The sequence below is a fragment of the Acinetobacter pseudolwoffii genome (assembly GCF_002803605.1).
Lineage (GTDB): Bacteria > Pseudomonadota > Gammaproteobacteria > Pseudomonadales > Moraxellaceae > Acinetobacter > Acinetobacter pseudolwoffii.
In genome coordinates this window covers 89,345-113,281 of sequence record NZ_PHRG01000003.1, presented here as the reverse complement: position 1 = coordinate 113,281, position 23,937 = coordinate 89,345, and the positions used below count along the sequence as shown (strand labels likewise).

The window sequence follows — 23,937 nt, the reverse complement described above, 5'->3', positions numbered from 1 at the left end:
CTATTCTTTTGAGGGATTTTTAGATGAATATTTTAGTTTTGGGTAATGGCGGTCGTGAACATGCACTTGCATGGAAAATCGCACAAGACGATAAAGTTGCAAAAGTCTTTGTTGCTCCGGGCAACGCAGGTACAGCCACTGAAAATAAATGTGAAAACGTAAATTTAAGTATTTTAGACAATGCTGCGATTATCGATTTCGCAAAAAACAATGCCGTTGAGCTTGTCATTGTCGGCCCAGAAGCTCCATTGGTAAACGGTGTCGTTGATGCTTGCCGTGAAGCGGGTGTAAAAATTTGGGGTCCAACTCAATTTGCTGCGCAGCTTGAAGGCTCTAAAGCTTTCGCGAAACATTTCTTAAAACGCCACAACATTCCAACTGCGTTTTACGATGTATTTACAGAAGTAGATGCTGCGAAAGCATTTGTTGAAAAAAATGGTGCGCCGATCGTCATTAAGGCCGACGGTCTTGCTGCGGGCAAAGGTGTGATCGTTGCCATGACCAATCAAGAAGCATTTGATGCGATCGATGACATGCTTGCAGGCAACAAATTTGGCGATGCAGGTTCTCGCGTTGTAATTGAAGAATTCCTTGCAGGCGAAGAAGCATCTTTCATTTGTATGATTGATGGCGACAACATCTTACCTATGGCGACTTCACAAGATCACAAACGTATCTTTGAAGGCGACCAAGGTCCAAACACGGGTGGTATGGGTGCTTACTCGCCTGCGCCTGTTGTGACTGCGGATGTATTTGAAAAAACCATGAATGAAGTGATGCGTCCTACCGTTGAAGGTATGAAAAAAGACGGTCACGTTTATACTGGTTTCTTGTACGCTGGCTTGATGATTGATGAACAAGGTCAACCGAAAGTGATCGAGTTCAACTGTCGTTTTGGCGACCCTGAAACTCAACCCATCATGATGCGTTTAAAATCATCTTTAGTGGATTTGGTTCAAGCAGGCTTAGACGGTAATTTACCGAAAGAAGCTGAATGGGATGAGCGCAAGACTGTCGGTATCGTACTGGCATCAAAAGGCTACCCAGAAACATCAAGCAATGGTGATATGATTTCTGGTTTAGACACTGAAATGAGTGATGCAAAAGTATTCCATGCAGGAACAAAAGCACTTGAGAATGGTGACATTGTGACTGCGGGTGGTCGTGTACTTTGTGTAACTGCGCTTGGTAATACGATTGGTGAAGCACAAGCCAAAGCTTTGGAACTTTGCAAAAAAGTGACATTCGACGGCGTTCAATATCGTAAAGATATCGGTTACCGTGCGATTGCACGTGAAAATGCTTAATCTTAATTTTGATTAAGTAAAAACCCCGCTGATTGCGGGGTTTTTTAATACATTTATTTCATCAGAGATACTAATTCTTTCCATTCATCAAAATTATTATTATGTGAATTATTCCAATTGATTTCTTGTCCAATTTTTATTTCTCTCATACCTATATTTTTATAATCCGTAGCAGACTCTAGAAGTTCGGGCAATTGTTCCCATAACGTAATAACTACTTCACGATTTGGCTGTCTTCCTCTATGTGCTAAATTATTACGAGATTTTCGAGCGCATTCTAGTATTTTATAATTTTGCCTTGTGATAACTTTAGCCAACCTCAAAAGCTTATGTTTTGTAGCAATATGCTTTAAATAATTACTTTCTTTGTAATTTGCATGACACTTTTGCACTCGTCTTGGATAATTATCTTTATACCTAATATAAATTTGCTTCCATAAAATTTCTGTAAGTTGTTCAACAACAATCCAAAGATTATTTAAAGCATCATTAATATTTTGATTGATTAACGATGTATAACCATTTAAAAGAAAAAATGGCGTGAAAGTAGGTATAGATTCAAGAATTTCTCGCCCATCCATATAAGCTTTTTGCAAATCATTTAAATGTAAAACTCTTGGAACCATCAATGGCTGAAACCTATCTGCAATAGATGCCCAATTGAATCTCAATTGATTATAAAGCGATGGTGCATAACAAAATAAGTGCGTTTTTTCATGTAAAGTCCCTACTGTTAACTCATGTGGATGCAATACTTCTGTATGAATTCCACCTAATAAAAAACGACAGAGAATTTCATTTAACTTAGTAATACCATCAACTCTCTTTGAAAATTTTTCACTTTGAGGTATTGCTATTCCACCATCATAGCTGATCAATACATCTAAATTATCCTCTAAAGAAAGTATTCCTATTACTTTAGATAATTGCATTCCATCATAAGAATTGTTATTGATTTGATCTAATGAGAACTGAAACTGTGGTTGTTTATCACTCACTATTGCTGAATAGGGTTTTAAATGTACCATCCAAGCAGGATTGTATGATGGTACGCTAGAAGTAGGCTCTATATAATCAATTGGCGCATCTGTTCTCTCAATCCAACCACCATCATACCAAACTGATGTTTCTGTTGGTCTTGTTTTAATATTTTTAGTTAGTGTCTTAGGAGTATTACGATTATCAGAAAGAAAGGGATCATAATCATCTTCAAAAGCATAAATCTGACCTGTTTCCTTATCCTGATAATTCTTCACAAATACATCTCTGTTATAATTAATTCGTCAATAATAGTGTAATACCACGATGCCATCCATAAGCATTCAGCCCCCTAGCCTGATCCTCCGCCAATGGAAAGACTCCGACACCGACCCATTTATCCAAATGTGCACAGACGATGAAGTTATGTGCTATTTCCCAAAGAAGCTGAATCGAGATAACACCCTGATGTCTAGAACAGCGCAACGCTACTTTGATTCCATCAATAAATCATATATATCCATTTTTATGATTTAGATTGGATAAAATCTTATAAAGCTCACTATTTAAACAACTCCCTAAAAACCATACCCCTAATATAAATAAAATATTGTTTTAATTAATATTTTATAAAACAACTTGGTTTTTTATTCAATTAAAGAGCTAAACAAGGCTTTGCTATCCAGTATATCGAATATAGTTTTATTGCTATGATATCGACAATCCCAGAATGCTCAAACTACTTCATGTGCTTATAAACTATCTATTTTTTCTCTCCAAAATAGATTATTTACAATCAGGTTTGTGGCATTTCTGACTTGATCGCGTTCACCAGAACGATTGCTGTAGGCTTGGATCTTTTAGTTTAAGGCCAGTACCAACAACGATCAGGACACATACTTAGATCGTATAAAAATCTTATTTAACACGATTTAAAAATGCTTATACTCTAGGCAAGATTAAAATTAGGAAAATTTCATGAAAAAATTACTTGGCGTTTTATTGAGTGCCTCTGTATTAACTTTGACTGGGTGTGGCAAACAAGAAGCGCCTGCCAATGATGCAGCACAAGCCAAAGATGCGAATGGCCTTCAAACCGTAACCATGGCATCGACCGGTTCAGATGCAGATGTATGGCGCTATATCGCCACATTACCTGAAACCAAAGCAGCCGGCATTAAACTTGATGTGAAAAATTTCACTGACTATGTGTCAATGAACACAGCCGTTGCCAATAAAGAAATCGATGTCAATGCATTCCAGTCATATGCCTATATGGTTGCGTATAACGATGCCAATACAGCAAAAATTGCACCATTGTCTACCACCTATTTAGAACCAATGGGAATTTACTCAAGCAAAGTAAAATCTTTGAATGAGTTTAAAACAGGTGCAACCATTGCCATTCCAAACGACGGTGCAAATGAATCACGCGCGTTATTACTTTTACAATCGGCAGGTCTGGTCAAATTAAAAGCTGGCTTTGACAATGTAAAAGGCACAACAGCTGATGTGGCTGAAAATGCAAAAAAAATCGTGATCAAACCCATTCAAATGGCAACTGCAGTCCGTGTAAAAGATGAAGTTGATGCGATTGTGCTAGGCAATACGCTGGCAATGGAAGGCGGTTTAAACGTATTAAAAGATGCGGTTTACTATGAGCCAATTGATCAAAGCACAAAAATGAATGTAAACGTATTAGCGGTTGCAGCAGATCGTCAAACGGATCCTGTACTGCAAAAAGTAGGTGCCTTGTATCATACGCCAGCAGTTCAAGCGTATGTCGATGAAAATTTTGGTGGCACTAAAGTTGCAGTAAACAAGCCGGTGACGTATTTAACTGAATCAGAATAGTACTATAATAGTCTTTTAGAACAGGCAAGGACGATTTCTTGCCTGTTTTTTTATCCGTGATGCAGTTTTTGACACTATGATTGAATTTAAAGATATTTCAAAACAGTATGAGCTTAAGGGTCAAACCTTGCATGCCTTGAATCAGATTAATCTATCGATTCCAACCGGCAGTATTTTTGGCATCATCGGTTATAGTGGTGCCGGTAAAAGTACCCTCATCCGTCTGATTAATTTACTTGAGCGTCCAAGCTCAGGTCAGATTATCATTAATGGAACAGATTTTACCGCACTTGATGCCAAAACATTGCGTCAAGAACGTGCCAATATCGGCATGATTTTCCAGCATTTTAATTTAATGCAAACCAAAACCGTGGCGGCCAATATCGAAATGCCTATGAAGCTTCTGGGCTGGAGCAAGGCTGAACGGGAAAAACGCCTCGAAGAATTATTAGATTTTATTGACCTGAAACATAAACGGCAGGCTTTTCCGGATGAATTGTCTGGTGGTCAAAAACAGCGCGTCGGGATTGCCCGTGCCCTTGCCAACCATCCCAAGATTTTACTTTGTGATGAAGCAACTTCGGCACTCGATCCACAAACCACCAAATCAGTTCTGCAATTACTCAAAAAAATCAATCAAGAGCAAGGTATTACCATTGTCATGGTCACTCATGAAATGGATGTAATTGAAACCGTCTGTGATTATGTCGCTGTGATGGAAAAAGGTGATGTGATTGAAACCGGCAGCACGCTACAGATCTTCAGTCAGCCGCAACACCCGACCACCAAAAATTTTATTCAAACCGTGCTTCAGCAACATTTGCCGGTCAATATTCTGAATAATCTGGAAAACCAGAATCATCACAGTATTTATTGTTTAAAATTCCTTGGTAGCTCGGCACAGGAAACGGTGATTCAGGCCGTGATTAAACAGTTTGATATCAGTTTAAATATCCTGTTTGCCAACATGACCGAAATTAATGGTTCGGTGATTGGTCAGATGTTTATTCAGCTCCTGGGTGATTCCGCAGAGATTAGCGCTGCAGTGCAATATCTGAAAGATAACGGCGTACAGGTAGATCAAGCAGGAGTACAGGCATGAGAGATTTAATTGTACAGTGGCTGACGACAATTACTGCGCCGTTCTGGAAAAGCTCGCTGTCGATGGATCAATTTGTGACAGCGCTGCAAGAAACCTTTCATATGGTGTTCTTCGCAATGCTGTTTGGCTGTATCTGGGGTTTTATTCAGGCAATTACTTTAGTGGTGACGCGTCCTAACGGCATCTTGCAAAATCGTGTGATTTATCACGGTCTCAATCCGATTGTCAATGCGCTACGTTCACTACCATTTATTATTCTACTGATTGCCGTTATTCCGCTGACCAAGTTTTTGGTCGGCACTTCAATTGGTACTTGGGCCGCAATTGTACCACTGACTATTTATGTCGGCCCTTATATTGGTCGCTTGGTTGAAACCTCATTACTGGAAGTGAATGAAGGCATTATTGAATCTGCGCAAGCGATGGGTGCAACCCCAATGCAGATTATCTTCAAGTTTGTCTTACCTGAAGCACGTAGTTCACTGATTCTGAACCTGACCACTGCCACCATCAGCTTGATTGGTGCAACAGCAATGGCGGGTGCTGTCGGTGCCGGCGGTATCGGTGATCTGGCCATTTCTTACGGTTATCAGCGTTTCGATACCTCTGTGGTGATCATGACGGTGATTGTGTTATTGATTTTGGTACAGATTGTACAAAGTCTGGGGGACTGGTTGTCCCGACTTCGTTAATCTATTTTTTATGTATGAATAAAGCCCTCTAAAAGAGGGTTTTATTGTTTTTAATACTTACGAACCCTTTCTCATTATTTCAAAGTAAAGTCCTGCAACTATTTGATACGTGCCACGGCGACAGGAAGTCGTCTGTTAGCTTGTGATATATGGACATATCATCAAGCTAACAAAAGATTTTTGTTAGCTTTCGCAACAATGCTGCTCATCTTTCAAAAGGGCGGATTCAAGCGGCAAGTGCAACAGTATAAAAACCAGCCATAACTTCACTAGGCGTATACCAACCTAGTGTTTTTCTAGGACGATGGTTGAGTGCAAATTCTATCTGCTCTATTTGTTCGTTTGACACGTCATCAAACGATGATGATTTTGGCAGATATTGCCGGATTAAACCATTCGTATTTTCATTCCTTGCTCGTTGAATAGACTTGTAAGGATCAGCAAAATACGTATCTATGCCGGCATCAGTGATTCTTTTGTGTTCGGCAAATTCCTTACCATTATCAAAAGTAACACTATAAGCATGGCTCATCCGTAAACGATCTAATGCACAAGTAATCGTTTGAGAGGATGCTCTCGTTGGCCCTAAATGAACAATATGTACGTACAGGCTCTTTCGATCAACGAGAGTTAATAAAGCACCTTTATGATGTTTACCAATTACAGTGTCACCTTCGAAATCTCCTAAACGTTGTCGTTGATCAATGACCTGGTCTCGGCAATGAATACTTGTTTTATCAATGATTTGCCCCCTACGATCCGTGTTTTTGTAACCTCGTTTTCGATATTTCTTCTGATGCCTTAAATGTAGGTGGAGTTTACCGCCTTTTGATTTATCTTCATAAATGTACTGGTAAATCCACTCATGTGAAGGTACATCCAGCCAACCGCGTTGTGTTAAAGCGCCTAAAATTTGTTCTGGTGACCAGTCCAAGCCAATCAAGTAATCAATATAAGCGAAGGCAAATGCTGTCATGGGTGATGAAGGACGGTACCGTCTTTGACTTGCAAATTTCGCTGCCTGTTGAGCTCTATATCCACGTTGCCCAGTATTTCTTTTTAATTCACGGTAGATGGTTGATCGTGAACGCCCTAACTCCCGAGCAAGGCTAGCGATTGAACTTTTACTTTTCAAAGTAGCATAAATTTCGTATCTTTCATCTTGAGAAAGTTGGGTGTATTTCTTCATTGTGTGCTTTCCAATTGCGAGTTGAAAAAGTCCAATGATTCTACGAATACACCTAACTTTTTCAACTAACTACAAATGTGTCGCACTTGAGATTTGAATCTGCGAAAGTAAAAATACTAAATTTAAATTATTAACTTTTATCAGCTCTAAATCGTTTATTTTCTGAAACTTTAACTTTTCTAATCGAGTTATTTATTCTAAGTCTTATTAAAGCTTTTTGTTTAAATATTAGAAAGAGCAAACTTCGACTATTTACGGTTTTCTTTTACTTTTGACTGGGCAAAAGTAACAAAACCCCTTTGTTGATCTGATGACACTCCCTTGTGCCATCAGATCAACTGGTGACATCCATGTCGCTAGTCAGAAATTCAATTTCGGTTAACAATCCCATCTCGTTATAGATATGGACAAAGCCCCAAATCAACATTTAATTAAAATCTAAAAGTTCAGCATTTCCCCTCATTTTCAAACTGAAACAATAAATCCCATGTTAAACTATTTAATAGTTTTAGCAGGGACTCATCTATGCACTTTGTTCATCTTGGTATTCATACAGAATTTTCGATTACTGAATCCATCGTACGGATACCTGACCTGGTCAAAGCTGCCGAAAAAGAACAGATGCCTGCCCTCGCGCTGACGGATCTGTCTAACCTGCATGCCGCAGTCAAGTTCTATGGCAAATGCTTAGGCAAAGGCATCAAGCCGATCCTCGGTTCTGAAATTCGCCTGAATGATGCCGAACATCGTATGACCTTATTGGCGATGACCAATAAAGGCTGGCGTAACCTGACTGAACTGGTGTCTGAAGGCTTTATCAGTGGTCAGCAATTAGACATTCCCTGCGTACAAAAACAATGGATTTTAAACCAGTCCGAGGACATGATTGCCCTGCTCGGCATGCATTCCGATGTCGGCAAGATGCTGATGAGTTCAAATCCGCAAAAAGCCGAACCACTGCTGGAAGAATGGGTCGAAAAATTCGGCAATCGCGTTTATATCGCCCTGACCCGCACCAACCGTCCGGATGAAGATGACTTTATTCTGGAAGCAGTGAAACTGGCCAAAAAATATAATATCGGTGTAGTGGCACATAACGACGTGCACTTCATGACCCGCAATGATTATGAAGCCCACGAAGCCCGAGTCTGCATTGCCGATGGTTATGTACTGGGGGATAACCGCCGCCCTAAAACCTATTCACCTGAACAATATTTTAAATCTGCAGAGGAAATGGCAGAGCTGTTCTCGGATATTCCCTCTGCGATTGAGAACACTTACCACATTGCCAAACGCTGTAATGTCACATTGCGACTGGGTCAATACTTTCTGCCGGATTATCCGATTCCTGAAGGTCATACCATTGATACTTTCTTTGCACACTTGTCCAAAGAAGGTCTGGAAGAACGTCTGAATTTCCTGTATCCACCTGAACAGCGTGATGAACACTGGCCAGAAGTTCGCAAACCTTATGATGAGCGAATCGAGTACGAGATTAATATCATTAACTCGATGGGGTTTCCGGGCTACTTTCTGATCGTGATGGACTTTATTCAGTGGTCGAAAAGTAACGGCGTTCCAGTAGGCCCGGGACGTGGTTCAGGTGCAGGCTCACTGGTGGCTTATAGCTTAAAAATCACCGATCTTGATCCGCTACGTTATGAATTACTCTTCGAACGTTTCTTGAACCCGGAACGTGTGTCGATGCCCGATTTCGACGTCGATTTCTGTATCGCAGGCCGTGACCGCGTGATTGACTATGTAGCACGTACCTATGGCCGTGATGCGGTCTCCCAGATTGCAACATTCGGCACTATGGCGGCCAAAGGTGCGATTCGTGATGTTGCCCGCGTTTTGGGTAAATCTTATGGCTTGGCGGATCGTATCTCGAAAATGATTCCGACCAAGCCTTTAGGTCTAAGCCTGCTTGAGTCACTAGAAGCTGAACCCCAGCTTAAAGATATCGTCACAAATCCATCCAATCCAGACCATGACGATGCAGCCGAAATCTGGGAAATGGCACTGAAACTGGAAGGTATTACCCGAAACACCGGTAAACACGCCGGTGGTGTGGTGATCTCGCCAACCAAAATTACCGATTTCTCTGCGGTCATGTGTGATGCCGATGGTACCGGACGCGTGGCACAGTTCGATAAAGACGATGTCGAATCTGCAGGTCTGGTGAAGTTTGACTTCTTGGGTCTGCGTAACCTGACCGTGATTGAAGATGCGGTTAAAAATATTAATAAACGCATCAAAGCGGATAAACCTTTAGATATTGCCTATATCCCGCTTGAAGATAAAGACGCATATCTGGTCTTCGCCAATGCCAACACTACTGCGGTATTCCAGTTTGAATCCGTGGGCATGAAGAAGATGCTGAAAGAGGCACGCCCGAGCAAGTTTGAAGAAATTATTGCCTTCGTGTCACTATACCGTCCAGGTCCGATGGATCTGATTCCTGACTTTATTCACCGGATGCATGGTGGCGATTTTGAATATCTGCATCCCTTGCTTGAAGGCGTACTAGAACCCACCTACGGGATTATGGTGTATCAGGAACAGGTAATGCAGGCTGCACAGTATTGTGCCGGCTATACCCTCGGTGGCGCGGACTTGTTACGTCGTGCCATGGGTAAGAAAAAACCGGAAGAAATGGTCAAACAGCGCCAGATCTTTATTGAAGGTGCATCGAAAAAAGACATTGATGAAGCCACGGCCAACCATATCTTCGACTATATGGAAAAGTTCGCCGGCTATGGTTTTAACAAATCGCATGCGGCTGCCTATGCTTTGGTTGCTTACCAAACCGCATGGCTGAAAGCGCATTATCCGGCTGAATTCCTGTCTGCGGTATTGACCTCGGAGATGCAGAACACCGACAACGTGGTATTCCTGATTGATGACTGTCGCAAGAATAATCTGGAAGTTTTGCCGCCGTCAGTGAATATGTCGCTGTATCAATTCCATGCTATCGATGAGCAAACCATTGTCTATGGTCTGGGGGCGATTAAAGGCGTTGGTGAAGCGGCGATGCAGTCTGTGATTGACTCACGTGCACAAGAAGGTCCTTTCCGTGACTTGTTTGATTTCTGTCACCGTATTGACCTGAAAAAAATCAATAAGCGTACTCTGGAAGCACTGATTCGTTCAGGTGCACTGGATTGCTTGGGAATTGACCGTGCCGACCTGATGGCGCAACTGCCTGAAGCGGTTCAAGCTGCGGAACAGGCACGTTCCAATCGTGAAACCGGCATCATGGACCTGTTTGGCGAAGTTGAAGAAGTTCAGCGCAAGCCATCTAAGCCAGTCAAACCTTGGGCGGATGAAGTTCGCCTGAAAGGTGAGAAAGACACGCTTGGCCTGTATTTAACCGGCCACCCGATTGATGTGTATCGCAATGAACTAAAAGCCTTTGTGCCTAGTCAGATCAATGAGCTGACGCCGACCCGCCGTGGCGTGACCACCGTGTTTGCAGGATTGGTGGTGGATATTGCCAACTTTCCGAACCGAATGATGATGACCCTGGATGATGGTACGGCACGGATTGAGATTTCAGCCAATCACGAACGCTTCAACCGCTTTAAAGAGATTATCCAGCTCGATAAAGTGGTGGTGATTGAAGGTGAAATTTATGAGCGTGAAGGCTTTGACCGTCCGATGGGACGCCTCACCAAAGCATTTAGCCTGAATGAAATTCGCCAGAAACGTGCCAATAGCATCAAGATTACCCTCACAGCCGAGCATTTCAGCAAGAGCTTGAGCCGTGACTTGCAGCAGATTCTGACTCCTTATTGCAATGTCGATATGTCGGCACATATTCCGGTGATTCTATATCTGGATTACCCGTATGCCACGACTGAACTGCATCTGGGTCTCAACTGGAAAGTCGCCCCACTGGATGAGCTCCTAGCCAAATTGCGTGATTATTTTGGTAAAGAAGCCTTGCATATTGAGTATCAGGTCAAGTCCAAAGCTGCCAAAGCCGTGTCCTATGAACAGGCCAAGCCGGTGGATATTCCTCCGCCGCCTGCGGGCATGAGCATGGATGATGCACTGGAGCTGTATCAGGCTGAATCCCAGCCGCAATATTCATAAATCCTGATCTTTAAAACACCTTAAAATTGGAATCCTCATGAGTCAAATTGACAATGCTGCTGTTTCAGCACATCTCTCCCATGTGCGTATTGTCATGGTCAATACCACTTTACCTGCCAATATCGGCAGTGCCTTACGTGCCATGAAAACCATGGGCTTGTCCAAGCTGGTTCTGGTGGCACCGAAAACCTATCCGCATCCGGATATTGACGCGCTGGCCGCGGGTGCAACTGACCTGATCGAGCAGATCGAGATTGTAGAAACCCTTGAAGATGCCATTAAAGACTGTCAGATTGTATTCGGTACCAGCGCACGTAGCCGTACCATTCCCTGGCCGCTGTTAGATGTGCGCCCTGCCGCTGAAAAAGCCATGTCCGCCGTGGTACAAAATCAGCAGGAAGTCGCGATTCTATTTGGCCGTGAAGACCGTGGTCTGACCAATGAAGAACTGGCGATGGCCAATTATCATCTGACTATTCCTGTGAATACTGATTATGGCGTACTGAATGTAGCTCAGGCGATTCAGGTGATCTGCTATGAGATGCGCATGGCAACGATGAGTCAAATTGAACAGCCACGTGATGCTAAAGCGACCATGCAAGTCATTGATGGCATTGAAATGGAATGGGATGAACCTTTGGTCAATCATGAGCAGATGGAACAGTTCTATCCGCACTTGGAAAAAATGCTGGCAGAAATTGAATTTATGGATCCAAAAAATCCAAGATTATTGCCTTTACGCTTGCGTCGTCTCTTTGGACGTATACAATTAGATCGTATGGAATATCATTTACTTCGTGGTATTTTCAGCCGCGTTCAGGCCTTAAATAACGGCACGTGGAAAAAATCTTCACATACATCATCACAGGACGAGGATCAAATCTAATGCTAAAACAGCTCAAAGAAGATATACAAGCTGTCTTTGCGCGCGATCCTGCAGCACGCAATACCTTAGAAGTCTTAACCACTTACCCTGGCATCCATGCGCTGATCATGCATCGCATGGCACATGAGCTATGGAACAAAGACTGTAAGGGAACTGCACGCGCATTGTCTTCATTTAGCCGTTTTGCGACTGGTATTGAAATACATCCGGGCGCCAAGATAGGCCGTCGTTTCTTTATTGATCACGGTATGGGTGTCGTAATTGGGGAAACTGCAGAAATTGGCGATGATGTTACCCTCTATCATGGGGTGACTTTGGGTGGAACGACCTGGAATAAAGGCAAACGCCATCCAACTTTAGAAGATGGCGTGGTGGTTGGCGCTGGTGCCAAGATTTTAGGGCCATTTACTGTCGGTAAAAATGCCAAGGTCGGTTCTAATGCGGTCGTGACTAAAGCAGTTCCTGAAAACACGACGGCTGTGGGTAACCCTGCACGCTTTATTACCAAAAATAAACCGAAGGATGATGCAGAAACCCGTCGTCGTGATTATGCAGAAAGTATCGGCTTCCAGCCCTATGCTGCAACTGAAGACCAGTCTGATCCAATTCTGGAGGGTATGCGCATTCTGCTGGACCGTATTCAGCAAAATGAAAAACGCATGAACAACTTGTGCAACCGTCTTTCTTTGCTGGATCCGACCTTTAATAAACAGCAACAAGATGGTCAGCCTTTAAGCAAAAAAGAATTACAGATTCTGGAAGAAGCGCGCCGTGAATGTGAAGCTCAAACCAGTCAGTCTAAAGCCTGAATAGAGCGTTCAATTCTGTAACATGCATTTACTTGCATGATCGTTAGAGTTTTCATAGACTGACGGTCATGTGATTTTTGTACTAGCTGTTTTAAAAAATAACACGAATGGATGAATATTATGACCTTTAAGCCCTTGGCACTTGCTTGTTTAGCATTCACAATGACTGCATGTTCGACCGTCTCTCAGAAGTCTGCTGAGAAACCTGTGGATCAAGTGGTTTTTGTAGAACCTGAATTAAGTCCGCCATTTTATGCATTAAATCCATTCAATTATAATGAACCACCTCCGTTTGAGGTGCATTTGCAAAAAGCTGCGGCTCAACCCGTGACCAAAATGGTCGTGACTCATCCAAATGATCCATCCAAGCAATTAACCTTGGATGTCAATAAACTGATTATTCCCATTGTAGACAGCAATACACGTTCAATGCGTTATGCGGCTCTGGCAAATACCAATGAAATCGACATCACCGAGATTGATGATTTCCTGCAAATGGTGGAAGGTAAAGCACGTCATTATCCACCACGTTTTAGCGATCGTCAGGAACGTCGTGGCTTTGAAGCCAAACTGCGTGAAGTCACTCAACAGCTGGATACTTTAGCTGCACGTGAAAATGCCTCTTTCGATGTTCTGGTACGTGCATTTAAAGCCAGTGTCATGGCACGTAATCTGGATCTGGGTTCAGTCTATACCACCAAATCCCTGACCTATGCACAACGAATTCTTAAGATCAACCAAGATGATCCTGAAGTGAACTTCTGGTTCGGCTTTGGCCTGTCCGAAGGTGGCGGTCAACGTGAAGCGATCCCTTATCTGGACAAAGCCATGAAAGCTGGCGTTCAGGAAGCCTATCTTGCTGCAGCCAATAATTATATTGCGCTGGAACAGAAAAAAAATGCGGCTCAAACCTTGGCAAACTATAAAGTGAAATACCCGCAAGAAGCTGAAGTGGCAGACCGTCTGATTCAGGAAATTGAGAAACAAGGTCGCTGGAATGTTTGGCAAGTTCTGCAAACCGCAAATCAAGCTCCAGCTGCTGCAACGCCTAAAACGCCATAATCAAAATTTATCTTCTTTCTCTGATTACAAATAGACTGCTACGGCGGTCTATTTTTATGAGAAAAAATTAGTAAAATACAAACCATTATCCAAACTTACAACTTAAATTCAGTGAAAGGTTTTATGCACGAAAAAATAAATAAAAGATTAATACTGTGCACTTTAGTCATCACCAGCGTGCTGAGCGGCTGTCAGGTGGTCAGTGTTAAGGAACAGGCACTTAATGTCACACTCAGCAATGAGCGTGACAGTATTTTGACGCGCGACAAACTGAGCGAAGCCAGTCTGAATGTGTTGTCCATGACGGGGCGTGAAGCCCAGATCTGTATTGACCAGCCCGAAGAATGTGTAAAGGATCTTAAAAAGATTCCCCAGATTTTAGATGAACAATTACTTTCTACAGCAAGTGAGTTGTATCTCGCCAATTCTTTACAGAATGCCAAGTCAGCCGAGTGCAACACCAGTGTTTTGAGCAAGACCCAATCTCAGGAAAAGCAACAGCTGCAAAAACAGAATATCCAGAAATGTCTGGATCAGCAGCTCAGCATGCTGGATAAAAGCATTCGTTATAGTTATGCCTACCTGTTTAAAACCGAGCGTGCCCCGCAAGACCGTATTTTCGACAACCGTCAGGTTCAGATTCGTGATTTTTACAACCTGGCGATTGCTCATCTGATTCAACGCTATGCTGAACGTTATGAAACCAAGCGTTCCGGCCAACGGATTCAGGTGGGTAACAGTGTATATAGTATTGATCTGGAAAATTTTCCGCAGCTGAAAAACCAGCCCATTGAGCAACTACTGTCCACCTACAACATGAACTTCTCTGGGCTGCGTTCAATTACCCGTCGTGACGGTTTTGGTTCAGAGTTTTTAGTGGTTCTACCGGAGCAGCAACCATCCGAAAAAGATAAAAAATATATTACTGACCCACTCAATCACAAATATCCGAATGGTATCAATCCCAATATCCACGCAGCACGATATCTGGCCACCACGATCACCGCTGTACCTAAATCAGCCAATAGTACTGAACAGATTTTATCGACCTCCGAATTTCATCTGAAACTCTATGATCCCTATAAATATGAAAAAATTAAGGTCGCTTCTAAGGAATATGCTCTGGCAGCCAATTTTTCAGCACCTTATGGTTTATGGCTGGCCGAGAACAATCTGGGGCGTCTGGCCTATCTGACCCTGATTGATCGGGATGATAGTCTGAGCATGCCCCACCTGTATATGCTGGAACCTTATAATCCGAACAAGAAGATCCTGGTATTGGTCCATGGTCTGGCCAGCAGCCCCGAAGCCTGGATTCGTATGACCAACGATATTATGGGTGATCCGGTTCTAAGAGAAAACTTTCAGGTCTGGCAGGTGTTTTATTCTACCAACATGCCGATTCTGGAAAGCCGTTTTCAAATCAATGCACTGGTTCAGCAAGGATTTGCCCAGGTCGCGAACAATGCCGCAGCTAAAAAAGATGCAGTACTGGTCGGACATAGTATGGGCGGCGTGATTGCCCGTTTGCTGGTCAGCAATGCCGATATCAGCCAAGATGCTTTTAAACTGGTACAAAATACCCGTATTGAACAGTTTAAGGATAAACCGCTGTTTCAAGCACGCCTGCAAATGCAGCCGATTCCAAATTTTAGTCGGGCGATTTTCTTGGCCACACCGCATCGTGGCACAGAATATGCCAATCGCTGGCATACCAAACTGGCGCGTAAAATTATTCGGGTTCCAGGTGCATTTTTAGGTGCCTTTGCTGATACTTTACAAGGCGAAATCGGATTAAAAGAATTTGTCAAAGAACTGGGACATGACCTGATTCAAAATGGCCCGAGTGATTTGAGTGAAAATTCGAAATTCAATGTGCTGACTAAAAACATTCAGCCCTATACCGGCTTCAAATTTCACTCCATCATCGGTAATACCGTAGATACTACAGAACCTCAGCTGATGAGTGATGGCATTGTTTCCTACGAAAGTGCTTATTTGCAAGGTGCAGTATCCAGTAAAGTGATCAAGGGTGGCCATTCCATTCAGGAAACCCCTGAGGCCGTATTGGAATTGCGCCGGATTCTCAGATTACACCTGTCTGACCTTGGTCTTTATGATCCCGAATAAACAATTCCCTTAATTTAAATCAACCACTGCATGTTCACATCCAGTGGTTTGTTTTTTAAAATTGGAAATCATGCTGAATAAAAACTCAGACCGACAGATCTGTCGCATGACTTAAACATTCATCTGGAATTTCATTTCTTTCTAAAAATTAAATTTGATAGACTTGTTTCAATCTTGATTTAAAGCACCCTAAGATAAGCGACCTCATTCACTATGCTCCTGAGCAGATCCTCGATAAAATATTTTTATAGATCTGTTTAGATGTGCTTTAATTTTTTGTGCATACGCTGCTTATCAGTATTTGCATTTCTCTCTTGTTGAAAGGATTTATTTTTAATGACCAGTTCGGAAATTATGGCTGATCTTTCTACCTTAACGCCCATGATGCAGCAATACATGTCGGTGAAAGTGCAGCATCCACACTCATTGATGTTTTATCGTATGGGTGATTTTTATGAACTGTTCTTTGAAGATGCACACAAGGCAGCCAAAATTTTAGGCATTACCCTGACCCATCGCGGTAAAGCCAATGGTCAGCCGATCCCGATGGCAGGTGTGCCTTACCATGCAGCCGAAGGCTATCTGGCCCGTCTGGTCAAAAAAGGCGAAACGGTGGTGATCTGTGAGCAGATTGGTGAGGGCGAGAGCACAAGCACTCGCGGTAAGGCTCCCATGGAGCGCGGCGTGGTAAGGATTATCACCCCGGGCACCCTGACCGATGATGCCATGCTCGGTGCACATCAAAGCTCTAATCTGGTGGCTTTATGTATTCAGCAAAATCAGATCGGGATTGCACTGCTCGATCTCAGTGCCGGCTTATTTAAAGTACAGCAGCAGGATTATGATCTTAACCAGCTCATGATTGAACTGGCGCGCTTAATGCCAAGCGAAATTTTGCTGGATGAAAATACCGCTGATCCGATGCTGACCGAGCAACTCAAGCAGCAACTTGATATTTCCGTGACGAAGCGTCCCAATGTGGACTTTAGCCTGAACAATGCACAAAAAACCTTGTGCGACCAGTTTGCCGTCAGCACACTTTCCGGTTTCGGGATTGATCATTTGCCGTTGGCAAAAGCTGCCGCTGCGGCACTGATTCACTATGCCAAAGAAACCCAGAAAACCGCTTTACCACATATTCGTTCGATTCAGCTAGAACAGAGTTCCGACTTTATTGCCCTAGATCCAGTGACGCGTCGCAATCTGGAACTGATTGAGCCTTTATTTGAGCATGGTACTTCACTGTTTCAGTTAATTAATGATTGCCAGACGGCTATGGGTGGACGCTTGCTGAGTCGCACCCTGATGCAGCCTTTGCGTGACACTGCCTTGCTGGATGAACGTTTAGATGCCATCCAGTCCCTGCTACAAGGTTTCCATGAAGCACCTGTACGTTTGGTACTTAAGGAAATTAGCGATATTGAACGTGTCCTGAGCCGAATTGCTTTGGGCAGTGCCCGACCGCGGGATCTGGTACAACTGCGCCAGGCCTGTGCGCAAATTCCATTTTTACGCCATGCCCTACAGCCGATTGTCAGTCAACAACAGTCTGAGCTATTAATCCAGCTAAATGAAGAACTCGGAGATTTCCATGGCCTGCATCAACGCTTGATGTCTGCCATCGTAGAAAATCCGCCAGTATTGCTGCGTGATGGGAATGTGATTGCCGAAGGCTTTGATAGTGAACTGGATGAATTACGTCAGATTCGTGATCACGCTAGCCAGTTCCTGATTGATCTGGAAATTAAAGAACGTGAAGCCAGCGGAATTCCGGGACTGAAAATTGGTTATAACCGAGTGAGTGGTTATTATATTGAACTCTCACGTGCTCAGGCCGAACAGGCACCCGAGCACTATATCCGCCGTCAGACTCTGAAAAATGCTGAACGCTATATCACACCTGAACTGAAAGCCTTTGAAGATAAAGTTTTATCCAGTGAATCCCGTGCTCTGGCGCGTGAAAAAATGCTGTTTGAAATGCTGCTGGATGAACTGCGTCAGGATATCGGCAATTTACAGATGATGAGCAGTGCCATTGCCCAGATTGATCTGGTGGCAAACTTTGCCCATCAGGCACGTTTACGCAACTGGTCACGTCCAAAATTCAGCCCTGAAGTCGGTGTAAGTATCACTGCTGGCCGTCATCCGGTGGTGGAAGCTTTAAGCAAAACTGCTTTTACACCGAACGATACGCGACTGGACTTTTCCCATCGCATGGCGATTATTACCGGACCCAATATGGGCGGTAAATCGACCTTTATGCGCCAGACCGCATTGATCGTCTTGCTGGCGTATTGCGGGGCTTATGTACCTGCACAAGCTGCGACTTTAGGGCCTATTGACCGGGTTTTCACCCGTATTGGTTCTGCCGATGATTTATCAACTGGCAAATCGACCTTTATGGTGGAAATGACCGAGACTTCGCAAATTCTGCATCATGCCACCAGTCAGTCGCTGGTACTGATGGATGAAGTCGGTCGTGGCACCAGTACCTATGATGGCCTGTCTCTGGCCTGGGCCTGTGTGCTGGATCTGAGCAAACGCATTCAATGCCTGTGTCTATTCGCAACCCATTATTTTGAGCTGACCGAACTCGATAAAGAAAGCGGCATTGATAACTACCATGTCACGGCTAAAGAACTGAATGGCAATCTGATTCTGTTACATAAGGTACAACATGGCCCTGCCAGCCAGAGTCATGGCTTACAGGTGGCGAAACTTGCCGGTATTCCGGCATCAGTCATTAAAGAAGCACAAAACCGCTTAAAGATTCTGGAAAAGCAACAACTGGTCAAACCAAAGAGTCTACAACATGATCTATTTGCACTGCCGGAAATTGTAGAGCCAGTGGAACGTATTGTCGAAATTGAGAAAGAATCTCCAGCTCTCGAATTACTTGAGGACATCGATGTAGACAACCTGAGTCCACGCGAAGCCTTAGCACAATTATATGCACTAAAAGATTTACTCAAACAGCCGGGGTAATTCTCTGAGCCATAGACCTCATCCCGTATGGGGTCTAGCACTGATTTATACTTGAATTTAGCCCTATTCCGGCTTTTTTCAAATTTAACAGCCCTATATATAACAAATATCAATAAAAGGAATTGTTAGTTCCCCCTGTTTTTGCCTAAAATACAGTATTCGTAAATAGAACCATATTTTTTAGGTAGCTGTCGCCATGACCTTCGTTGTCACTGAAAATTGTATTAAATGTAAATATCAAGACTGTGTTGAAGTTTGCCCTGTAGACTGTTTCTATGAAGGTCCTAACTTCCTGGTGATTAACCCGGACGAGTGCATCGATTGTGCCTTATGCGAACCTGAATGTCCGGCGAATGCAATTTTCTCTGAAGATGAATTACCAGAAGGCCAAGAAGTATTTATTGAATTGAATGCTGACCTGTCGCAAAAATGGCCAAATATCACACAAATTGGTGACCAGCCAGCAGATCGTGAAGAATGGAATGGTAAAGCTGACAAATTACAATATCTTGAAAAGTAATTAATTTCAGTTAAAAAAGATCAGCACATGCTGATCTTTTTTATACTCAATCCACACATTTTATTGCAATATTCTCCAAATTTCTCCGTATATTTAGTCTAAAATGGCGCTATTTATAAATATCTGATTTCTATAAATGAAGAATTTTGCAAAGGGATTATTGAGTCTGTGTGTAATCCCTCTCGTTTTTGTGGGTTGTACCACGACCCCAAAACCACCGGGACAGACCGTGCCCGATGGAAAGCGGATTTATATTCCCCAAGAACGTGTTCAATACGACCGCAAAGTCCAACCCAAAAATGTACCTTATCTGTATACCCACTGGGTCTCTGCGCTGGATAATTTATCACGTGTACGTGAGTACGAAGTGTTTCTGGAACGCAATGGCGTAGGTAATATTATTCCCAGTTTTGAATTAATGCGCACCGCGCGGGACTGGGCCAAATGTGGTCGTTCACAGTACATGATTCCAAGCCGTGAATTATGGGCCAATCAGGTTCCAACCTTGCGTGTATTTAAATATTTAGTAGCCGCCAATGTCCTGACTGATTTTGAAGTCACTTCCGTCTATCGTGACCTGCCTTTAAACCAGTGTGCCGGTGGCGCCAATTCTTCACGCCATCTGTATAATTCTGCCATCGATTTTCGTATTGGCCCAGAATATCCACAAGCGCAAGACTATAGTTATATTGAAAATACCAAGTTCAAACTGTGCCAGTTCTGGGCGCAACATGGTCAAAGTCTGAATATGGGACTCGGCATGTATGCTTCTGGTCAGATCCACATCGATACCCAAGGTTACCGTACCTGGGGGCCAAGTCTGGGGCGAAATTCTTCAATGTGTAATTACTAAGTCATGACAACGGCTATACAAAGTTCATTTAAGACTTTATATAGCCTAAAAAAACAGCAGCTATAGCACAATAAATTGCGCTATGCCGCGAAAAGTTTAAAATGCACCCATCGCAATTGATGGTGCTAAAACTATGCAACACATGTGGACAGACATTGACAACTACATTGAGTCACATTTAATTCCTGAAGATCCCATCCTGAACCAGACGCTGGAAAATACTGCTGCACATGGTCTGCCAGATCATCTGGCTGTAGCAGCAAATCAAGGCATGTTGTTGCAGATGCTGATCCAGATGAATCAATGTAAACGTGTACTGGAACTCGGAACATTTGCCGCATACAGCACCATGTGGTTGGCACGTGCTTTGCCCGATGATGGCTATATCCTGACAATTGAAGGACGTGATACCCACGCGGCAATGGGTCAGGAAAATATTGACCGTGCCCAGCTCAAGCAAACTGTTGAACTGAAATGTGGTCGTGCAGCAGATGTACTCAAAGCTCTACCCGCAGAGACCGAGGCTTTTGATTTTATCTTCATTGATGCAGACAAACAGAGTTATCCGGAATATCTGGAACTCAGTTTAAATCTGTCGCATTCAGGTACACTTATTTTTCTGGACAATGTAATCCGTGCAGGCGAGATTATCAATCCGGACAATCACAAGCCAAGTATTGAAGGCATCCGTGCCATGTTTAAAGCGCTGCAAAATCATCCACGTATCTTGTCTTGTACCGCTTTACAGACTGTAGGCAGTAAAGGACATGATGGTTTTGCACTTGCGATTGTCAAATAAAATCAGAAGAACAAAAATTACCCAGCGCCATATTTATTATATATAACATTAACTTAAAAACATTAACCACAGAGTTATCCACAATATATGAGGATAACTCTGATCATTTTTAAATCAAGCTGTAACAATTTACGTTTAAATTTTAATTTTGTTTGCTTTTTAGGCAATCCTCACTTTGCGACCAGTAAAGGCACCTTGGAATTACGGAAAATTGTGGTGGCAATACTACCGAGGAAAAACTGATGGATTTTGCTGTGACTAAATGCGCCCAGAACAATCAGTTGAATACCCATCTCCTGTTGATAGGTCAAAATATTCTCGGCGACATCGCCATAGCGATATTGCGGCACTACATCTAGACCCGCTTGAGTCAGATATTGCAGCGGCTCAGTTAAAATTTCGGCATGATCGCCAATATATAACAGGTGACATTGTAATAAACGCAGCAGATCACTTTCCGCAATCCGTCTCATCATTTTGATACAGGTCGGAGAATATTCATAGGCAAAAATAAATCGTGTTGGCGGTTTAAACTGCTCCCCAACCGTCATGACCGTACAATTGGCACCACGAATAAAATTCTCGACATTGGTGCCGATCGGTTTATTCTTTTCAGCTGAGCGCTCACCGAGCAATCCAATTAATGCGATATCATCCGGCTCAAGAATCTGGAAACTTTGCTCCAGAAAATCCCCTTTTTCCTGAATATGTGTGGTTTGAATACCATGTTCGGCTAAAATCCGCTCGGAAATATGTTGCAGCAGATTATTGCTATAATCCAAGGCAATTTCGCTTTGTTTTTGTTCAAGCTCGGCCAATTCCTTCAGCAACATGGCATTGCTTTCAAACCCGATTACCCCACTGATCTCGCCCAGATGATAACTGGCCGGGTAATAATCCAAGACCTGTAACAAAACCAGTTCACGTCCAGTCTGTTTGGCAATCCATGCAGCCGCGTCTGCCAGCGCGTTTATACATGGTGAAGAGTCAATGCAGGCGATGACACGTTTCATGTTTAGCCTCTCTATTTATGATAAAAATTTCTTTGTTATTTTTAACTTAGCATAAGCTTTATAAAATGTGCAGCAAAATCTGTAAGGCTTGAATTGAAATATGTTAACTTTTATGTGATTGACCGATAATTAGAAGAATAATTCAGCCATTAGGCCAAACACTTAAATTCAGATCATTAAAATGCTTTTAAAATCATTTTCTAATTCATATCAGCGAAATTCCCTCTTGCTGTTAGGAAGTCAGCAATACTGTTGCACAAGGAAGAGGTCTTTATAAAATCCGCTCATGCCCTTGCGACGCACTGCTTCTCATCCGAGAGAGAGAAAGGGCTTTTAATATCTCGTGGACTTAAATATCAATAGAACCATCATTTTTTGATTGATGAAAGAGATCTACTGAGTGTAAAGCTTTATTTGCGGTATCGAATAAAGCTTGCAGGATTCCCAGCAACGATAGCCCGTGCTTCGACATCTTTGGTGACCATACTGTCCATTCCGACAATGGCCTGATCTGCGATTTTAACGCCATCTTTAATACCGACATGTGCACCGAGCCAGACATCCCGGCCAATTTCGATGCCTTGTGAGCGTACCGCTTGCTGATAAATTGGCTGTTCTAGCTGCATACCGTGATCAAATGCATACAGATGACAATACGCTGCGATACGCACCTGATCATGCAGTTTAATCCCCAGCCGGCCACCATCCAGAATACAGTGATGATTGATCGCCACTTCATTGCCAATGTCCAGTGGGCCATGCAGGGTGCAATCTGCGGCGATAAAGGTATTATCGCCAATGACGATCTTGCGTCCCGGTTCCGCAAAAATATGTGCCAGTGGGGAAATAAAACAGTTTTCACCAATCTCGACGGTTTCCATCTGCATCAGATAAGCCTGATATTCCTGTTGCCATGCCTCTGCCCAGCCACGATTTTTGGGCTTTAAGGACCAGTACAGCCAAGGCATATAATTCAGGCGATGTTTATGCTGCTCACGATATTTCAGTAATGGATCTGCTTCAGTCATCTGTCGCTTCTTCTATGATTTTGAGCTGTTCCCGGCCACGAGTCACATCTTGAATTTTTAAGGCAAAAGGTTGAATCTGATGCTTCTGGAACTGCGCCTGAACCTGAACGCCTTCGGCACTATAGTCTTCCTGATAATCGATTTGCTGCTGATTCAGTTCATACTGAAAAATGGCCCATTCATTAAACTGACAGAAAAATTGCACTTTTTTCTTTTCAATCAGTTCAATTTTGTCTGCCAGCAGCAAGCATTGTCCAGCGCAGCCGCCATAGGCACGAACCAAACCTCCGGTGCCGAGTTTAATCCCGCCATACCAGCGATTGACCAGCACCAGTACATTAGTCAATTCATTACCTTCAATGGTGGCGAGAATCGGGCGCCCCGCAGTGCCTGAAGGTTCACCATCATCATTAAAGCGCACCTGATGGCCAATTTTCCAGGCCCAGCATTGATGCGTGGTACTTGGATCACGATAAGCGTCCAGAAAATCTTTGACCTGCTGTTCATTTTCTACAGGGGTCGCAAATGCCTGAAATCGGCTTTTTTTGATGTCTTCCTCAAAACTGACCAGGCTGGCAAGCGTATATGGCATAACTTCGGGCTTTAAAATCGAACCCTGGCAGTATACCTGC

The 23,937-nt window shown here is 43.1% G+C and carries 18 protein-coding genes; 13 read left to right on the top strand and 5 right to left on the bottom strand.

Annotated elements, in window-relative coordinates:
• Window positions 1-23 precede the first annotated feature (23 nt).
• Window positions 24-1,307: a phosphoribosylamine--glycine ligase gene (gene purD, locus CWI32_RS07370; RefSeq protein ID WP_100534988.1), complete on the top strand. Its 1,284-nt coding sequence runs from the start codon at window positions 24-26 to the stop codon at window positions 1,305-1,307.
• 53 nt (window positions 1,308-1,360) lie between these two features.
• Here purD and CWI32_RS07365 read toward each other — a convergent pair whose 3' ends face one another.
• A complete protein-coding gene (locus CWI32_RS07365; protein ID WP_100534987.1) occupies window positions 1,361-2,563 on the bottom strand; it encodes a hypothetical protein in 1,203 nt (400 codons plus the stop codon).
• 700 nt (window positions 2,564-3,263) lie between these two features.
• Between CWI32_RS07365 and CWI32_RS07355 the strand changes: the two genes are divergently transcribed.
• The 3 genes from CWI32_RS07355 to CWI32_RS07345 all read left to right on the top strand — a co-directional run bounded on the left by CWI32_RS07355 (window position 3,264) and on the right by CWI32_RS07345 (window position 5,933).
• Window positions 3,264-4,139 (top strand): MetQ/NlpA family ABC transporter substrate-binding protein, encoded by an 876-nt coding sequence (locus CWI32_RS07355; protein ID WP_100534986.1) that lies wholly within the window; start codon window positions 3,264-3,266, stop codon window positions 4,137-4,139.
• A gap of 76 nt (window positions 4,140-4,215) precedes the next feature.
• A complete protein-coding gene (locus tag CWI32_RS07350) occupies window positions 4,216-5,241 on the top strand; it encodes a methionine ABC transporter ATP-binding protein (RefSeq protein ID WP_005171261.1) in 1,026 nt (341 codons plus the stop codon).
• A complete protein-coding gene (locus CWI32_RS07345) occupies window positions 5,238-5,933 on the top strand; it encodes a methionine ABC transporter permease (RefSeq protein WP_005096687.1) in 696 nt (231 codons plus the stop codon). Before CWI32_RS07350 ends, CWI32_RS07345 begins: the two co-directional genes overlap by 4 nt.
• Window positions 5,934-6,159: 226 nt before the next feature.
• Here the strand turns inward: CWI32_RS07345 and CWI32_RS07340 are convergent, their stop codons facing one another.
• Window positions 6,160-7,122, bottom strand: a complete 963-nt coding sequence (locus CWI32_RS07340) for an IS30 family transposase (protein WP_005095842.1) — start codon at window positions 7,120-7,122, stop codon at window positions 6,160-6,162.
• 525 nt (window positions 7,123-7,647) lie between these two features.
• On the opposite strand from CWI32_RS07340, the gene dnaE reads away from it, so the two are divergent.
• From dnaE to CWI32_RS07295, 9 genes are all read left to right on the top strand, one after another.
• The gene (dnaE, locus tag CWI32_RS07335) at window positions 7,648-11,220 is read left to right on the top strand and encodes a DNA polymerase III subunit alpha (RefSeq protein WP_100534985.1); all 3,573 of its coding nucleotides are present in this window, start codon (window positions 7,648-7,650) and stop codon (window positions 11,218-11,220) included.
• 37 nt (window positions 11,221-11,257) lie between these two features.
• Complete coding sequence (locus tag CWI32_RS07330; RefSeq protein WP_100534984.1) at window positions 11,258-12,106, top strand: RNA methyltransferase; 849 nt, start codon at window positions 11,258-11,260, stop codon at window positions 12,104-12,106.
• Complete coding sequence (cysE, locus tag CWI32_RS07325; RefSeq protein ID WP_005096684.1) at window positions 12,106-12,915, top strand: serine O-acetyltransferase; 810 nt, start codon at window positions 12,106-12,108, stop codon at window positions 12,913-12,915. The genes CWI32_RS07330 and cysE overlap by 1 nt, the downstream gene beginning before the upstream one ends.
• 120 nt (window positions 12,916-13,035) lie before the next feature.
• Window positions 13,036-13,977, top strand: coding sequence for an ABUW_2363 family tetratricopeptide repeat lipoprotein (locus CWI32_RS07320; protein ID WP_005171266.1), 942 nt, complete (start codon window positions 13,036-13,038; stop codon window positions 13,975-13,977).
• Between the two features lie 123 nt (window positions 13,978-14,100).
• The gene (locus CWI32_RS07315; protein WP_100534983.1) at window positions 14,101-16,107 is read left to right on the top strand and encodes an esterase/lipase family protein; all 2,007 of its coding nucleotides are present in this window, start codon (window positions 14,101-14,103) and stop codon (window positions 16,105-16,107) included.
• 336 nt (window positions 16,108-16,443) lie between these two features.
• A complete protein-coding gene (mutS, locus tag CWI32_RS07310) occupies window positions 16,444-19,092 on the top strand; it encodes a DNA mismatch repair protein MutS (RefSeq protein WP_100534982.1) in 2,649 nt (882 codons plus the stop codon).
• A 196-nt stretch (window positions 19,093-19,288) separates the two neighbouring features.
• Window positions 19,289-19,612, top strand: a complete 324-nt coding sequence (fdxA, locus tag CWI32_RS07305) for a ferredoxin FdxA (protein WP_004279936.1) — start codon at window positions 19,289-19,291, stop codon at window positions 19,610-19,612.
• Window positions 19,613-19,748: 136 nt separating this feature from the next.
• On the top strand, window positions 19,749-20,465 hold the full coding sequence (locus CWI32_RS07300) for a D-Ala-D-Ala carboxypeptidase family metallohydrolase (protein ID WP_100328713.1): 717 nt from the start codon (window positions 19,749-19,751) through the stop codon (window positions 20,463-20,465).
• 133 nt (window positions 20,466-20,598) lie between these two features.
• Window positions 20,599-21,264: an O-methyltransferase gene (locus CWI32_RS07295; protein ID WP_005096677.1), complete on the top strand. Its 666-nt coding sequence runs from the start codon at window positions 20,599-20,601 to the stop codon at window positions 21,262-21,264.
• A gap of 170 nt (window positions 21,265-21,434) precedes the next feature.
• Here CWI32_RS07295 and CWI32_RS07290 read toward each other — a convergent pair whose 3' ends face one another.
• The 3 genes from CWI32_RS07290 to CWI32_RS07280 all read right to left on the bottom strand — a co-directional run bounded on the left by CWI32_RS07290 (window position 21,435) and on the right by CWI32_RS07280 (window position 23,897).
• Window positions 21,435-22,277 (bottom strand): universal stress protein, encoded by an 843-nt coding sequence (locus tag CWI32_RS07290; RefSeq protein WP_005171275.1) that lies wholly within the window; start codon window positions 22,275-22,277, stop codon window positions 21,435-21,437.
• Window positions 22,278-22,687: 410 nt separating this feature from the next.
• Window positions 22,688-23,305 carry an acyltransferase gene (locus CWI32_RS07285; protein WP_100534981.1) on the bottom strand — a complete coding sequence of 206 codons (618 nt, stop codon included), beginning with the start codon at window positions 23,303-23,305 and terminating at the stop codon, window positions 22,688-22,690.
• On the bottom strand, window positions 23,298-23,897 hold the full coding sequence (locus CWI32_RS07280; RefSeq protein WP_100534980.1) for an IMPACT family protein: 600 nt from the start codon (window positions 23,895-23,897) through the stop codon (window positions 23,298-23,300). The genes CWI32_RS07285 and CWI32_RS07280 overlap by 8 nt, the downstream gene beginning before the upstream one ends.
• Between the last annotated feature and the right edge of the window lie 40 nt (window positions 23,898-23,937).

What these genes read in the sequence shown, in the direction of transcription:
- purD (WP_100534988.1), top strand. Translation starts at nt 24, where the DNA reads ATGAATATTTTAGTTTTGGGTAATGGCGGTCGTGAACATGCACTTGCA.
- CWI32_RS07355 (WP_100534986.1), top strand. Translation starts at nt 3,264, where the DNA reads ATGAAAAAATTACTTGGCGTTTTATTGAGTGCCTCTGTATTAACTTTG.
- CWI32_RS07350 (WP_005171261.1), top strand. Translation starts at nt 4,216, where the DNA reads ATGATTGAATTTAAAGATATTTCAAAACAGTATGAGCTTAAGGGTCAA.
- CWI32_RS07345 (WP_005096687.1), top strand. Translation starts at nt 5,238, where the DNA reads ATGAGAGATTTAATTGTACAGTGGCTGACGACAATTACTGCGCCGTTC.
- CWI32_RS07340 (WP_005095842.1), bottom strand. Translation starts at nt 7,122, where the DNA reads ATGAAGAAATACACCCAACTTTCTCAAGATGAAAGATACGAAATTTAT.
- dnaE (WP_100534985.1), top strand. Translation starts at nt 7,648, where the DNA reads ATGCACTTTGTTCATCTTGGTATTCATACAGAATTTTCGATTACTGAA.
- CWI32_RS07330 (WP_100534984.1), top strand. Translation starts at nt 11,258, where the DNA reads ATGAGTCAAATTGACAATGCTGCTGTTTCAGCACATCTCTCCCATGTG.
- cysE (WP_005096684.1), top strand. Translation starts at nt 12,106, where the DNA reads ATGCTAAAACAGCTCAAAGAAGATATACAAGCTGTCTTTGCGCGCGAT.
- CWI32_RS07320 (WP_005171266.1), top strand. Translation starts at nt 13,036, where the DNA reads ATGACCTTTAAGCCCTTGGCACTTGCTTGTTTAGCATTCACAATGACT.
- CWI32_RS07315 (WP_100534983.1), top strand. Translation starts at nt 14,101, where the DNA reads ATGCACGAAAAAATAAATAAAAGATTAATACTGTGCACTTTAGTCATC.
- mutS (WP_100534982.1), top strand. Translation starts at nt 16,444, where the DNA reads ATGACCAGTTCGGAAATTATGGCTGATCTTTCTACCTTAACGCCCATG.
- fdxA (WP_004279936.1), top strand. Translation starts at nt 19,289, where the DNA reads ATGACCTTCGTTGTCACTGAAAATTGTATTAAATGTAAATATCAAGAC.
- CWI32_RS07300 (WP_100328713.1), top strand. Translation starts at nt 19,749, where the DNA reads ATGAAGAATTTTGCAAAGGGATTATTGAGTCTGTGTGTAATCCCTCTC.
- CWI32_RS07295 (WP_005096677.1), top strand. Translation starts at nt 20,599, where the DNA reads ATGCAACACATGTGGACAGACATTGACAACTACATTGAGTCACATTTA.
- CWI32_RS07290 (WP_005171275.1), bottom strand. Translation starts at nt 22,277, where the DNA reads ATGAAACGTGTCATCGCCTGCATTGACTCTTCACCATGTATAAACGCG.
- CWI32_RS07285 (WP_100534981.1), bottom strand. Translation starts at nt 23,305, where the DNA reads ATGACTGAAGCAGATCCATTACTGAAATATCGTGAGCAGCATAAACAT.
- CWI32_RS07280 (WP_100534980.1), bottom strand. Translation starts at nt 23,897, where the DNA reads ATGCCATATACGCTTGCCAGCCTGGTCAGTTTTGAGGAAGACATCAAA.